Annotated in this window: 13 protein-coding genes; 9 read left to right on the top strand and 4 right to left on the bottom strand. The window is 64.6% G+C overall.

Annotation, left to right across the window (positions count from 1 at the left end; genetic code table 11):
• Positions 1-132: 132 nt before the first annotated feature.
• A complete protein-coding gene (locus CUC44_RS11580; RefSeq protein WP_100860109.1) occupies positions 133-465 on the bottom strand; it encodes a cupin domain-containing protein in 333 nt (110 codons plus the stop codon).
• Positions 466-681: 216 nt separating this feature from the next.
• Here CUC44_RS11580 and CUC44_RS11575 point away from each other — a divergent pair, with 216 nt between their 5' ends.
• From CUC44_RS11575 to CUC44_RS11555, 5 genes are all read left to right on the top strand, one after another.
• Entirely contained in the window at positions 682-2,040 is a 1,359-nt protein-coding gene (locus CUC44_RS11575) for an NCS2 family permease (RefSeq protein ID WP_167388878.1), read from the top strand.
• 238 nt (positions 2,041-2,278) lie between these two features.
• Positions 2,279-3,349 carry a dihydroxyacetone kinase subunit DhaK gene (gene dhaK / locus CUC44_RS11570; protein WP_100860108.1) on the top strand — a complete coding sequence of 357 codons (1,071 nt, stop codon included), beginning with the start codon at positions 2,279-2,281 and terminating at the stop codon, positions 3,347-3,349.
• A gap of 9 nt (positions 3,350-3,358) precedes the next feature.
• Entirely contained in the window at positions 3,359-3,988 is a 630-nt protein-coding gene (gene dhaL / locus CUC44_RS11565; protein ID WP_100860107.1) for a dihydroxyacetone kinase subunit DhaL, read from the top strand.
• A gap of 1 nt (position 3,989) precedes the next feature.
• Positions 3,990-4,706 (top strand): dihydroxyacetone kinase phosphoryl donor subunit DhaM, encoded by a 717-nt coding sequence (dhaM, locus tag CUC44_RS11560; RefSeq protein ID WP_100860106.1) that lies wholly within the window; start codon positions 3,990-3,992, stop codon positions 4,704-4,706.
• Positions 4,707-4,837: 131 nt separating this feature from the next.
• The gene (locus tag CUC44_RS11555; protein ID WP_100860105.1) at positions 4,838-5,920 is read left to right on the top strand and encodes a glycerol dehydrogenase; all 1,083 of its coding nucleotides are present in this window, start codon (positions 4,838-4,840) and stop codon (positions 5,918-5,920) included.
• 93 nt (positions 5,921-6,013) lie between these two features.
• On the opposite strand, the gene dhaR is transcribed toward CUC44_RS11555, so the two are convergent.
• On the bottom strand, positions 6,014-7,921 hold the full coding sequence (gene dhaR, locus CUC44_RS11550) for a dihydroxyacetone kinase operon transcriptional regulator DhaR (RefSeq protein ID WP_425266314.1): 1,908 nt from the start codon (positions 7,919-7,921) through the stop codon (positions 6,014-6,016).
• 67 nt (positions 7,922-7,988) lie between these two features.
• Positions 7,989-8,882: a LysR substrate-binding domain-containing protein gene (locus CUC44_RS11545; RefSeq protein ID WP_100860103.1), complete on the bottom strand. Its 894-nt coding sequence runs from the start codon at positions 8,880-8,882 to the stop codon at positions 7,989-7,991.
• A gap of 116 nt (positions 8,883-8,998) precedes the next feature.
• Between CUC44_RS11545 and CUC44_RS11540 the strand changes: the two genes are divergently transcribed.
• The 4 genes from CUC44_RS11540 (at position 8,999) to CUC44_RS11525 (ending at position 13,318) form a co-directional block, all read left to right on the top strand.
• Complete coding sequence (locus tag CUC44_RS11540; RefSeq protein ID WP_100860102.1) at positions 8,999-10,051, top strand: agmatine deiminase family protein; 1,053 nt, start codon at positions 8,999-9,001, stop codon at positions 10,049-10,051.
• Positions 10,052-10,185: 134 nt separating this feature from the next.
• Positions 10,186-11,085 carry an N-carbamoylputrescine amidase gene (aguB, locus tag CUC44_RS11535; protein WP_100860101.1) on the top strand — a complete coding sequence of 300 codons (900 nt, stop codon included), beginning with the start codon at positions 10,186-10,188 and terminating at the stop codon, positions 11,083-11,085.
• Positions 11,082-12,179 carry an extracellular solute-binding protein gene (locus tag CUC44_RS11530; protein ID WP_100860100.1) on the top strand — a complete coding sequence of 366 codons (1,098 nt, stop codon included), beginning with the start codon at positions 11,082-11,084 and terminating at the stop codon, positions 12,177-12,179. Before aguB ends, CUC44_RS11530 begins: the two co-directional genes overlap by 4 nt.
• A 17-nt stretch (positions 12,180-12,196) precedes the next feature.
• Positions 12,197-13,318 (top strand): agmatine deiminase family protein, encoded by a 1,122-nt coding sequence (locus CUC44_RS11525; protein ID WP_100860099.1) that lies wholly within the window; start codon positions 12,197-12,199, stop codon positions 13,316-13,318.
• 92 nt (positions 13,319-13,410) lie between these two features.
• On the opposite strand, the gene CUC44_RS11520 is transcribed toward CUC44_RS11525, so the two are convergent.
• Positions 13,411-14,115 (bottom strand): SDR family oxidoreductase, encoded by a 705-nt coding sequence (locus CUC44_RS11520; protein WP_100860098.1) that lies wholly within the window; start codon positions 14,113-14,115, stop codon positions 13,411-13,413.
• Positions 14,116-14,188: the final 73 nt, after the last annotated feature.

The following is a 14,188-nucleotide window of genomic DNA, read 5'->3' as shown; positions in this document are numbered from 1 at the left end:
CTACTTAAGAAGCCCAGTCTAACGACTGGGCTTTTTTTATATCCAAAATCTCCCATTTCTACCTCCCTATCTCCCTTTAACACCCTTGCACTCATCAGTTTTAAAGATATTTATCTTGTTTCAGTAGTATCCCTAATAGAAAACACAGAGCCAGATGGTCGGGACATCAGGGTGGGTCCACTCCACCCTGTGTTTCAGGCGGGCGGGAATATTGATGTGATCTCCCGGCCCCAGCAGCACCTGTTGCTGCTCCTGATCCTGAGGATCGATGAACAGCAGGCTGGCTTCCCCCTGAACGATCAATACCCATTCGTGCTCGTCCTGATCGTACCATTCACCGGCCGCGGTCTGATGCCCCAGAGAGACGATGCGCTCGATACGCAGGTGGTTGGTACTCACCAGATCCTGGAAGAGCTCGGTGGGCAATGGGGAGGGGATGTCGTTCAGCAGATTGCGAGTGTGCATGCTTATCTCCAGTCTGGTGCCTCGGGTGTCCTTGCAGTATAGGAGCCCCCTTTCTGGTGAGTCGGGTCGCCCGGTCTAAGGTGAAGAGCTACAAATGGCGCTTTATAACGTGACTTAGTGGAAAAAGTCGGAGAAGTCGCTGCAATCTTGGCAAATTCTTGCTATTTTGCGCAGCCATAAAAGCAAACGATTTCCTTCACACTTTCAGGATGAGTTATGGCAACGCAAGACATCGCCGCCCAAGCAGGGAAAGGCGGCTTTCTGGATACCTATTTTTCCATTTCCGAGCGCGGCAGTAGTGTGCGCCAGGAGTTGTTGGCCGGGTTGACCACCTTCCTGGCCATGGTCTACAGCATCATAGTGGTGCCCAACATGCTGGGTGTCGCCGGCTTTGAACAGGGCCCGGTATTCGTGGCGACCTGTCTCATCGCGGCCTTCGGCTCCTTGCTGATGGGGCTCTGGGCCAAGCTGCCGATGGCCATCGGTTGCGCCATCTCCCTCACCGCCTTTACTGCCTTCAGCCTGGTGCTGGGTCAGGGCTTGAGCATACCGGTGGCGCTCGGCGCCATCTTCCTGATGGGGGTGCTGTTCACCCTGATCAGCGTGACCGGCGTGCGTCAGTGGATCCTGGATAACCTGCCTTCCGGCATCGCCCACGGCACGGGTATCGGCATCGGCCTGTTCCTGCTGCTGATCGCCACCAACGGTGTCGGCATGGTGATCAAGAACGAGGGCGCGGGTCTGCCGGTCCAGCTGGGCGAGGTGACCTCCTTCCCCGTCATAATGACGGTGCTGGGGCTGGCGGCCATCTTCGGGCTGGAGCGTCGCAAGGTGCCGGGCGGCATCCTGATGGTGATCATCGCCATCTCGGCCCTGGGTCTGGCCTTCGATCCCAAGGTGACCTGGCAGGGCTTCTTCGCCATGCCGAGCCTGACTGGTGAGAAAGGGTCGCTCGTGGGCAGCATGGATCTGCTGGGTGCCCTCAATCCCGTGGTCATCCCGACCGTGCTGGCGCTGGTGATGACCGCCGTGTTTGACGCGACCGGTACCATACGTGCGGTGGCGGGTCAGGCCGGTCTCATCAACGAGCGTGGTCACATCATCAGCGGCGGCAAGGCCCTGACAGCCGACTCCGTCAGCAGCATGGTGGCGGGCGCCGTGGGTGGTGCCCCCGCAGCCGTCTATATCGAATCAGCCGCCGGAACTGCGGCCGGTGGCAAGACGGGTCTGACGGCCACCCTGGTCGGCGTGCTGTTCCTGATGATGATCTTCCTCTCCCCCCTGAGCTATCTGGTGCCGGCTTACGCCACCGCGCCTGCGCTCATGTATGTCGGCCTGCTGATGCTGGGCAATGTCACCAAGCTGGACTTCAATGACTCGGTCGATGCGCTGTCCGGCATGCTGTGCGCCGTCTTCATCGTGCTCACCTGCAACATAGTCACCGGCATCATGCTGGGCTTCGTGGCACTGGTTGTGGGCCGCGTCTTTGCCGCCGAGTGGAAGAAGCTCAATATAGGCACCGTCATCATTGCGGTAGCCCTGGTTGTCTTCTATGCCGGTGGCTGGGCCATCTAAGCCAAGCCAGATTACCAATGTCGAAAGGGCTCCTGCGGGGGCCCTTTTTCATGGTTGTGAGAGAGTTAACAGTTTCCCCTCGTTTCTCCCCGCCGCGTTTCAGATTGGAACGGGCAACCCCTCTTTGCCGTTTCAGATCCGAACCAAACTGACCGTCATTTTTATCCCCCTCCATCCCGGTAGACTGGCTCCATCAACCATTTGTCCACCAGCCCGGTGGCCAGCCAAGGAGTGAGCCATGAAGAAGCTGATCAACGCCGTCGATGCCGTGGTCCGTGAACAACTGATGGGGATGGCCGCCGCCCATCCCGAGCTCAAGGTGCGTATCGAACCCCATTACATCACTCGCGCCGATGCCCCCGTGATGGGCAAGGTGGCGCTGATCTCCGGTGGCGGCAGCGGCCACGAGCCGATGCACGGCGGCCTAGTGGGCAAGGGGATGCTGGATGGCGCCTGCCCCGGCGAGATCTTCACCTCACCGACCCCGGATCAGATGTATGAGTGTGGTCAGGCGGTCGACGGCGGCGCCGGCGTCTTGTTCCTGGTGAAGAACTACACCGGGGATGTGCTCAACTTCGAGACCGCGGTCGAGCTGCTGCACGGGGACGGCGTCAAGGTAGGCTTTGCCCTCATCGATGACGATGTGGCGGTCAAGGACAGCCTCTATACCGCCGGTCGCCGTGGGGTAGCCACGACTGTGCTGTGCGAGAAGCTGGTCGGGGCCGCCGCCGAGGCGGGGTATGATCTGGCGCGCTGCGAGGCCCTGGCCCGGCGCATCAACAACCAGAGCCGCACCATAGGGGTCGCCATGCACGCCTGTACCGTGCCGGCGGCAGGCAAGCCCTCCTTCACCCTGGCGGACAACGAGATGGAATTCGGGGTCGGCATCCACGGCGAGCCCGGCATAGAGCGCCGTCCCTTTACCGACCTCAACACCCTGGTGGGGGACATGTTCAAGGAGCTGACCGACAACCGCCCCTATGGCCGCACCCTGTGCCACTGGGACAGAGCCGCCGGCAGCTGGCAGGAGGAGCACACCTTCATCGAGCCCCTCAACGTCGGTTGCCGGGTCATCGCCCTGGTCAACAGCCTGGGAGGCACACCCATCTCCGAGCTGTATGGCGTCTATGGCCGGCTCGCGGTCCTGTGCGAGGATGCCGGCATCCACCTGGTGCGCAACCTGATCGGCCCCTACTGTACCTCCCTCGACATGACCGGCATCTCCATCACCTTGTTGCAGGTGGACGATGAGCTGATGCAGTTGTGGGATGCCCCCGTTCACACCCCGGCCCTGCGCCGCGGCTGCTAAGGAATATTCATGTTAAGCAAGCATCAGATCGTCAACTGGCTGCTCGACTGCGAGCACATCTTCACCGAGCAGCGTGACTACCTCACCGCCCTGGATACCGACATAGGTGACGGGGATCATGGCCTCAACATGCAGCGCGGCTTTGCCAAGGTCGCCGAGAAGCTGCCCGCGGTGGCGGATAAAGACATCGGCCAGGTGCTCAAGACCACCGGCATGACGTTGCTCTCCTCCGTGGGGGGCGCCAGTGGCCCGCTCTACGGCACCTTCTTCATCCGGGCGGCGGCCAGTGCCGACGCCTGCCAGAGTCTGACCCTGGCGCAACTCGCCAAGATGCTGTCAGACGGCGTCGAGGGCATCGTCTCCCGTGGCCGGGCCGAGCCAGGTGACAAGACCATGTGCGATGCCTGGTGGCCGGCCCTGGTCGCGCTGCAGCAGGCACAGCAGCAGGATCTGCCGCTGGCCGAGGCGCTGGACAAGGCGGTCGCCGCCGCCAGCGCCGGCACCGAGGCCACCATTCAGATGCAGGCCCGCAAGGGGCGCGCCAGCTATCTTGGCGAGCGCAGCATAGGCCATCAGGATGCCGGGGCCACCTCGACCCTGTTGCTGCTGAGCGCCCTGCGTGACAGAGCGAGGTTGTGACATGATCGGTATCGTAGTGGTCTCGCACAGCGCCATCCTGGCTAGCGGGTTGCAGGCGCTAGCCGCCCAGCTGGGCAGCCCGGCCCCCTTGCTGCTGGCGGCCGGGGTCGATGATCCCGAGCATCCCATAGGCACGGATGCCATCGCGGTGATGAGTGCGATCGAGGCTGCGGACGATGGCAGCGGAGTGCTGGTGTTGATGGATCTCGGCAGCGCCCTGCTGAGCGCCGAGACCGCCCTCGAGTTGTTGCCCCCCGAGCTGAGTGCCAGGGTGCGGCTCAGCCCGGCGCCCCTGGTGGAAGGCACCCTGGCCGCCGTGGTGGCGGCCGGCTCGGGCCTGAGCCTGGATGAGGTCGCCGCCGAGGCGCTGGGAGCCCTGGGTCCCAAGCAGGCCATGCTGCCCGCCAGTGCTGCGCCTGTGGCCAATGAAGCGGCTCCCGAGCTCGACGAAGGCTGGCTGCGCTGCGAGGTGGTGGTCGAGAGTCCGCACGGCCTGCATGTGCGCCCCGCCGCCCGCCTGGTGGCGGCGCTCAAGCCCTTTGCCGCCGAGATGAAGCTGCAGAAGGGAGAAAAGGAGGCCAGTCCCCGCAGCCTGACCCGGGTAACCATGCTCAACGTGCGCCAGGGGGAGCGACTCACCCTGCTGGCGCGCGGGGAGGATGCGAACGCCGCCCTGGCCTGCTTCAAGCAGCTGGCGGAGGAGCGTTTCGGCGACTGAGTCTCATCGCCAATGCGGATTTCAAGGGCGCCGACCCCACAGATCTTCCATCTTGTCGGCGCCTTTCAAGACGAAGGACTCATGGTATCGAGCCTTCGCCCCGATTCTTAAAAAAGAGAGAGGGATAAAAAATGGACCGTATCATCATCAGCCCCAGCAAATATGTGCAAGGTAACGGGGCCCTCGCCAACATAGGCCAGTACGTCAAATCGCTCGGCGCCAGGCCGCTCATTCTGGCCGACGCCTTCGTCACCGGCCTGGTGGGCGATACCGTGGCTACCAGCTTCCACGCCGCAGGCATTAACCCCGAGTTCGACTGCTTCAACGGCGAGTGCTCCCGCCCCGAGATTGACCGCCTGCTGGCCCGCTGCAACCAGACCCCGTTTGACGTCATCATAGGGATCGGCGGTGGCAAGACCCTGGACACCGCCAAGTCGGTGGCCTTCTACCAGAAGGTGCCCGTGGTCATAGTGCCGACCATCGCCTCCACCGATGCGCCGACCAGCGCGCTGGCGGTGATCTACACGCCGCAGGGTCAGTTCAGCGAATACCTGATGATCCCGACCAACCCCAACCTGGTCATCATGGATACCGGCGTCGTCTCCCGCGCCCCGGTGCGGCTGCTGGTGTCCGGCATGGGGGATGCGCTCTCCACCTACTTCGAGGCGCGGGCCAACAAGTTGTCCGGTTGCCAGACCATGGCCGGCGGCGCCTCCACCCTGGCGGCCCAGGCCATCGCCGAGCTCTGCTACCAGACCCTGCTGGCCGATGGCTACAAGGCCAAGCTGGCGGTGGAGCAGGGGCTCTGCACCAAGGCGGTGGAGAACATCATAGAGGCCAACACCTATCTCAGTGGCATAGGTTTCGAGAGCAGCGGCCTGGCCGCCGCCCACGCCATCCATAACGGCCTGACCCAGCTGGCTGAGTGTCATCACCTCTATCACGGTGAAAAGGTGGCGTTCGGTACCCTGGTGCAGCTGGTGCTGGAGAATGCCCCCATGGCGGAGATCGAGACCGTGCTGGCCTTCTGCCGCTCCATCGGCCTGCCGACCAACCTGCACATGATGGGGGTTAAGGAGCTGGACATGACACGGCTGCTGGCGGTAGCGAAATCCGCTACCGCAGAGGGGGAGACCATACATAACATGCCGTTCAAGGTCACCGCAGAGGATGTATTGGCTGCCATAGTGACGGCCCACCAGTTGGGTCTCTAGCCCTTTCGGTGATGACTCAGCCCATAAAGAGGCCCCGCCGATGCGGGGCCTCTTTTTTGTGGCTTGCCTCTGGTGATTGGGAGCTAGCCCAGGTCAGTCGTGGTAGTCGACGGGGTCTATGCCGATGATCTTCAGCCGGCGCCAGAGGGTGGTGCGGCCTATCCCGAGCTGGCGAGCCATCAGGCTGACCTGCCCCTTGCAGGCGTGGGCGCAGCGCACTATGGCCTGGTGCTCCAGCTGGGCCAGAGTGAGCGGCGGTTGTCCCACGACCTCATCATCCAGCCGCTGATAACCGTGGCGGATGGCGGCCGGCAGAGCCTGCGGCGGAATGGGCTCGTCGCCGCCGTGCAGCAGGGCATGCTCGATGGCGCTGCGCAGCTCTCCCAGGTTGCCGGGCCAGGGGTAGGCCAGCAGGCAATCGAGGGCCGCCCGGTTGAACTGGCGAACGGGATCGCGCCCCTGCGCCGCCAGTTGCTGGCTGATGAGGGCGGGCAGATCCGCGGTGCGCTCGCGCAGGCTGGGCACCCAGAGCTCGCAGGCCTGCAGGGCGTAGAGCAGCTGACGGCCAAACTGACCCTCCTGTACCCTCTGCTCCAGCGCGGCGCTCGTGGTGGCGATGATCCTCACCCTGAGCGGCAGGATGCGGGCCGAGTCGAAGCGCTGGATGCGGCCCGTCTTGAGCAGATGGAGCAGGGCCGCCTGCATGGGGGCGGGCAGGTACTCTATCTGCTCCAGCACGAGCGTGCCGCCGTGAGCCAGTTCGAACTTGCCGGCGCGCTCCTGACCCGCCTCGTCGGAGCCCATCAGTTCCAGCGCCATGCGATCGCTCGGCAGGGCCTGACAGTTGAGGGTGATGAGGGGCCCGGCGGCGCGCTCGCTGCCAAAGTGGATGGCCTCGGCCAGTTGCGCCTTGCCGACCTCCTCCTCCCCGCGCAGCAGTATGGGGCCCTGACTCTGGGCGGCCTGGCGGGCATGGCGCAGCAGCTTGCGCATGGCGCTGGACTCCCCCACCAGGGTTTCGATCTCCGGCGCCGCCTGGCGCAGCTGATGGATGGCGCGCAGTCGGTCCAGCGGGTGCAGCAGGGCGATGAAGCTGACCCCGTCCGGTCCCGGCAGCGGCTTGAGGCTCATCAGGGCGTTGATGAACTCCCCGGCCTGCTCCCCGATCCGCTCCAGGGTCACCTCCACGTGACTGAGCGGCATCTGCCCCTCAATGGCGAGGCGCAGCCGCTGGGGCAACAGCAGCTGCTGCTCCAGCGGCTGGCCGAGGCAGAGCGCCGGATCTAGCCGCAGCCGCTGGGCCGCCAGGGCGTTGAGGTAGCGCAGCTTGCCCTGGGGATCCCAGGCCAGCACGCCGTCATCCATGCCATCGAGCAGGGCGTAGAGTTCGCTCAGGTGGCGCTGGGACTCCTGCATGAGCGTCTCCATCTGCAGCAGGTGGGCCAGCTCGCGGCCGGCGCTGACGGTGAGGGCGAGATCCCCCGCGGTGGCCGCCTCTACCTTGCACACCAGGGCGACTATGGCGACCTGACGGCCATTGCTGTTGTAGACCGGGCTGGCGCAGCAGTGCCAGGGGTGCAGGGCCTGGTTGAAGTGCTGGGGGCCGCTGACGGTGAGCGGGATCCCCTCCAGCACCGCCAGATTGACGGCATTGGTGCCGATGCGCCCCTCGCTGAAGAAGGCACCTGGGCCAAAGCCGAGGGCCTCCAGCTCTGCCAGGGTCTCACCCTGGCCGGCGCGAGCCAGCAGGCAGCCGCTCTCGTCGGTCAGCAGCAGGGCGCAGGGGCGCCCCTCCATGTACTCGTAGAGATCCTCGAGCGCCATCTCCCCCGTGGTGAGCAGATCCCGTTTGCGTTGGCGCAGGCTGTGCAGGGTCTGCCCCTTGGCGCTGTGAGGCGGGTGCCAGAGGTGAGGGCTGGTCTGATGGGCGCAGCGCAGCCAGGAGGCCTGCAGATAGTCGGGCCAGGGCGGGTGTGGCTGAGAATCGGATGGCAGGGTCAAGGGGATGTCCAGCAAGGGGTCAGCCCTGCATTTAACCATGCCCCCTCGGCGGATTCAGTGACCCGCCTCAGAGAGTCGCCTCTTCATCCCTGGCGAGACTCGCCTCGGCAAATTGCTGCGCCAGCCAGTGACAGAAGGCGCGGCACTGGGGGCTGCTCTCGCTCTCCTGATGCACCAGCATGCTCCAGCTTGGCCCGGGCACCCTGTGCTGCGACAGAGGCAGCAGCAGGCCCTGCTGGCGGGCCGGGTGGGAGAGCAGCTCGCTCACCAGCGCCACCCCCAGGCCGGCGCTGGCGGCGTCTTGCAGCAGGCCCGGGTCGGAGAAGTTGAGCCCCTGGGTGCGCAGTTGCAGATCCTCGCCGCCCTTGAGGGTCCAGTGGTGCCAGTCCAGCTCCCGCTCCCCGTGTAGGGTGGTGCGATCCTGAGCCGGTTGCGCCAGCACGGACGGGCTCGCTACCGGCAGCAGGCGATCCGCCAGCAGCGGCTGATGACGGCACTCGGCCTGGGCATCGAGATCGCTGCGCAGGGCTATGTCTATGGTCTGCTCGACCATGTTGGGGACTTCGTCGCTGGTGAACAGCCAGAGATCGATGCCGGGATGCTGGCGGTGGAACGCCCCCAGCCGGGGCAGCAGCCAGTGGCGGGCGAGGGCTGTGGTGGTGTTGAGCACCAGCTGGTTCGGCTTGCGGTACTGCTCCAGGCGCTGGATCCCCACCGCCAGTTGCAGCAACACATCCTGGGTGGTGGCCAGCAGATCCCGGCCCGCATCGGTGAGGGCCACGGATCGCCCCTGCCGGTAGAACAGGGGCTGGCCCAGCATCTCCTCCAGGGAGCGGATCTGCTGGCTGATGGCGGACTGGGTGAGGTGCAGCTCCTGGGCCGCCTGATGGAAGCTGCCTAGCCGGGCGGCGGCCTCGAAGCCTCGCAGCACATTGAGGGGAGGCCAGTGTTTGAACATCATTGATTAGCTCCGCTTATCACTTTTACCGAAAATCGATCGTTTGTTCGCCATCGCTAGCGAGAATAGTCTATTCCCATCGTCAGCAACCTTAATAGTACCTAATCAGAGAGGGTGAGATGCGCGAGCTGGGAATGGTGGCAACAGGCTGGTTTATGCCCGCCGAGTGGTGTCGACACGCGGCGACCTGGATGGTCTGGCCGCACAACAAGGCGCTGTGGGAAAACGGCTGGGGCGTCACCCTGGCCGAGGTGCAGCAGGACTTCGCCCGGGTGGTCAACGCCATCGCCCGTTTCGAACCTGTCAAGCTGGTGGTGGATCCCAGCGCCATCGCAGAGGCCCGCACCCTGTGCGGCGAGGGAGTGCACCTCATTCCTCTGCCGGTGGATGACAGCTGGTGCCGTGACTCTGGCCCCACCTTCATCTGCCACCCCGAGCTTGGCACCGCCGGCATCAGCTGGCGCTTCAACGCCTGGGGGGGCAAGTCGGTCCATGGCCTGGACGAGGGGCTGGCACGGCGCGTCCTCAACAGCCTGGAGCTGGATTGTATCGGCAGCTTCCTCGCCAACGAGGGGGGTGCCATCCACGTGGACGGCGAAGGCACCCTGATCACCACGGAGTCCGTGCTGCTCAACAGCAACCGCAACCCCGGCATGAACAAGCGGGAGATCGAAGGGATCTTCAGCCGCCTGCTCGGCATCGAGAAGACCATCTGGCTGCCGGGGGATCCGGATCATGTCACCGGTGACATGACGGACGGCCACGTGGACGGCGTCTGTGCCTTCAGCCGTCCCGGTCAGCTGCTGGTGGACGCGACTCTGGAGGCAGGCTCCACCTATGGCCGCGTGGTGGCGGAGAATCGCCGAGCCCTGGCCCTGGCGACCGATGCGAGAGGTCGCTCCTTCGAGTGCCGCGAGCTGTTCGAGGCGAGCGAGGCGGTGGACGCCGCGGCCGAGGTGTTCTGCGCCTCCTACACCAACTTCTACATCGCCAACGGCGCCATCATCATGCCCGCCTACGGGGTGGCCGCGGACGAGGCGGCGGGCGAGGTGCTGAGGCTCGCCTTCCCGGACCGCCAGCTGGTGCCGGTGCGCATCAACCAACTGGCCCACGGCGGCGGCGGTATTCACTGCATCACCCAGCAGCAGCCGGCCTGGCCGTTGCAGGGTTAGGGATAGGGACCGCCTCGCCGGGTGAGCCTGGCGAGGCGCCATGATGGGATCAGGGAGGAGAGATTCATGAACAAGGTCGTCGTAACCACACAAGTTGCCTGTCAGCGGGAACGGATGTCAGGGAGGGTATCCGGATGAGCAAGATCGTCGTCGCAACCACACAGTTTGCCTGCAGCTGGGAGCTGGAGCGCAATCTGGATATCGCCGAGGGGCTGGTGCGGGAAGCCGCCGCCAAGGGGGCCAACCTGGTGCTGTTGCAGGAGCTGTTTGCCACCCCCTATTTCTGCATCGAGCAATACCACGGCCATCTGGCGCTGGCGGAGTCGTTCGAGCAGAGCCGTGTGCTGCGCCGCTTCTCGGCCCTGGCGCGGGAGCTGGGGGTGGTGCTGCCTATCAGCTGGTTCGAGCGCGCCGGCAACGCCTACTTCAACTCCCTGGCGATGGCGGATGCGGATGGTCGCCTGCTCGGGGTCTATCGCAAGACCCATATCCCGAACGCCATCGGCTATCAGGAGAAGGAGTATTTCAGCCCGGGCGACACAGGGTTTCGGGTCTGGGACACGGCCGCCGGCCGCATCGGAGTCGGCATCTGCTGGGATCAGTGGTTCCCGGAGGCGGCCCGCGCCATGGCGCTGCAGGGGGCCGAGCTGCTGCTCTACCCGACTGCCATCGGCTCCGAGCCGGGGGCTGCCGCGCTCGACTCGCGGGATCACTGGCAGCTGACCCAGCGCGGCCATGCCGCCGCCAACATCATGCCGGTGATCGCCGCCAACCGCATCGGCCGCGAGGTGGCGACCCAGGATCCCGAGTTGCAGATGCGCTTCTATGGCTCCTCCTTCATCACGGATCACAAGGGGGCCCTGCTCGCCGAGGCGGACAGGGACAGCCAGGGGGTGTTGGTGCAAGAGCTGGACTTGGCCGCCATGGCCGAGGAGCGGCTCTGCTGGGGCATCTATCGGGATCGCCGTCCCGAGATGTATGGCGCCCTGCTGAGCCTGGACGGGCGCAGCTACCAGGGAGGGCGCCCATCATGAGCCCGCTGACCAAGATAGCCATGGGGTTGGCCCTGCTGCTGAGCGTCGGGGCCCAGGCCGAGGAGGCGCAGGAGGAGAAGGTGTTGCGGCTCTACAACTGGTCCGATTATTTCGCCCCCGATACCCTGAGCGCCTTCACCAGGGAGACAGGGATCCGGGTCATCTACGACGTGATGGACAGCAGCGAGACTCTGGAGGCCAAGCTGATGGCGGGTCGCAGTGGGTATGACCTGATCTTCCCAGGCGATACGGTGGCGGAGCGGCTGATGCGGGCGGGCAGTCTGCAGCCCCTCGACAAGGGCAAGTTGCAACACCTCGGCGACCTGGACCCCGAGCTGGTGCGCTTGCAGCAGGCCTACCCCCATGCGAAGGAGGCCGTGGTGCCCTATACCTGGGGCACCATAGGACTCACCTACAATACGGATGCTATCAAGCAGAGGATGCCGGATGCCCCGGTCAACAGCCTGGACATGCTGTTCAAGCCCGAGCTGGCGGCGAAATTTGCGGATTGCGGCATCTCGGTCGTTGACTCCCCCGACGAGGTGCTGGCTGTGGTGCTGCACTATCTGGGGCGGGATCCGCGCAGCGGCAAGGCCGACGATCTGGAGGCGGCCCTGGCCCTGCTCAAGGGGTTCAAGCCCTATATCCGCAAGTTCCAGTCCCAGCCTGTGACCCAGCTGGTGAACGGCGATCTCTGCCTCTCCCTTGGCTACAGCGGTGACATGACCCAGGCCAGGCGGGCCGCCACCGAGGCGGGCAAGGTCATCGACTTCGAGTACCGGCTGCCCAGGGAGGGAAGCACTATCTGGATGGACACAATGGCGATCCCGACGGATGCCCCCCATCCTGAATATGCCTATGCCTTTATCAACTTCGTGATGCGCCCCGCCAACATGGCGGCCATCACCAACAGCACCGGCTATCCGACCGCCAGTGCCAAGGCCAAACCCATGGTGGATACCACCATGACGGCCAACCCGGATATTTACCTGGATGAGGCCAGCTATCAGCGGCTCATTCCGGGCAAAGACATTGCACAATCCCAGATGCGTGCCCGCATGCGAGCCTGGACTCGCTTCAAGAGCAGCCTCTGAACCTTAGGAGTAGAAAGATGTTTTCCCGACGCCATGTATTGAAACAGCTGGTCGCCCTCGGTGCCATTGCCGGGTTTGGCAGCCTGCCCGGTGCCCGCTCGGCCTTTGCCGCCGGCGAGACCAGTGCCGCCGGCCGCTATCACATGCCGGAGGAGTCTTCCCCCCAGTCTCAGGTCTGGGTGGCTTTTGGCGCCAACAGCGATATCTGGGGTCGTAACTACAAGGATGTGCAGGCCACCATAGGCCGGTTGGTCAAGGCCATGACCCCCTATACCCAGGTGAGCGTGCTTTGCCATGAGGAGGAAGAGGATCTGGCGCGCCAGCTGTGCGGCGAGCACAACACCCGCTTCATCAACGTCGAGTTGGACGACATCTGGCTGCGGGATACCGGCGGCGTCTTCGTGCAGGATGAGCAGGGGGCGCTCGGGTTGATGGACTTCAACTTCAACGGTTGGGGGGACAAGCAGGAGCACAGCTATGACGCCAGGGTCGCCGCCCTGGTGGGCCGGCAGACCGATGCCTATTACCTGCAGAGCGAGCTCATCGGTGAGGGGGGCGGCATAGAGGTGGACGGCAACGGCACAGCCATCATGACAGAGAGCAGCTGGATCAACAGCAACCGCAATCCGGGCCTCACCAAGGCGCAAGTGGAGGCGGAGCTCAAGGCCAACCTGGGGCTGCGCAAGATCATCTGGCTGCCGGGGATCAAGGGCAAGGACATCACGGACGCCCACGTGGACTTCTACGCCCGCTTCGTGCGCCCCGGGGTGGTGGTGATCAACATGGACAACGATCCCGACTCCTACGACTACAAGGTGACCCGCCAGCACCTGGCCATCTTGCAGCAGGCGACGGACGCTGATGGCAACAAGCTGGAGCTGCATCAGCTGCCGCCTCCCCTGGGTGGGCGAGACAATAAATTCAGCCGCAGCCCGGACTTCGCCGCCGGTTACATCAACTACCTGCCGATCAACGGCGCCGTCATCACTCCCCAGTTCGGGGATGCCAAGGCCGACCGTTACTGCCGGGATCTGCTGGCCCGCCTCTATCCGGGTCGCAAGATAGTGCAGATCGACATCGATCCTGTGGCAGCCGGGGGTGGTGGTATCCACTGCATCACTCTGCATCAACCTGCCTGATATTTCACCACGGCTGGCAATAACAGCGTGAAATACTGCATGGGGCGCTTCGGCGCCCCATGTCATTGCTGTCGTCAGCTGGATAACCTGGGTCAGATCCCCGTCATGCCAATCTCGTCGAGCTGAACGTGGGCGGGTTGGCGCAGGGTGTAGAGCACTGCCTCGGCCAGATCCTCCACCTGCAACCAGCCGGGCTTGCGCTCGGCTGCGCAGGCCGGGGGCGGCACCTGCACCAGACCGGGACAGAGGGTATGTACCCGAATGCCCTGATGCTGCACCTCTTCGCGCAGCGCCTTGGCGAAGCCCAGCACCGCAAACTTGGCGGCGCAGTAGACGTTGGCCCTGGCATAGCCGTGCTTGGCTGCCTGGGAGGCGATGTTGATGATGGTGCCGTGGCGCCGGGCCAGCATGTCCGGCAGGCAGGCCTGGGTCAGCAGGAAGGTCCCCTTGGCGCAGGTGTTCATCACCCTGTCCCACTCGGATTCCGGCAGATCCTGCACCAGATAGTCGCTGCCGACCCCGCTGTTGTTGATCAGCAGATCGATGGGGCCGAGCAGGGCGCTGGCCTGGGCGTGCTGGGCGCGCACCTGGGGGCCGTCGCACACATCCAGCACCAGGGGCAGCACCCTTACCCCGTATTGGGCGCTAAGGCGAGCGGCTGCTTGCTCCAGCAGGGACTGGCGACGGGACGCCAGAATCAGCTCCACTCCCTCACGGGCCAGCGCCTCGGCGATGGCCAGTCCGATACCGCTGGCGCCGCCGGTGATCAGGGCGCGTGTTGCTCTCAGTTCGTTCATCTTCTGTACCTCCGAAATGGTGGAGGCATTGTGGCGGGGGGCGACTCGGGACGGTAGGGGGGAGGTCGTGGCG

Origin of the sequence: Aeromonas lusitana (assembly GCF_002812985.1) — a bacterium.
GTDB lineage: Bacteria > Pseudomonadota > Gammaproteobacteria > Enterobacterales > Aeromonadaceae > Aeromonas > Aeromonas lusitana.
Note: the sequence above shows the minus strand (reverse complement) of the source record. Positions and strands in the feature narration are given on the sequence as shown.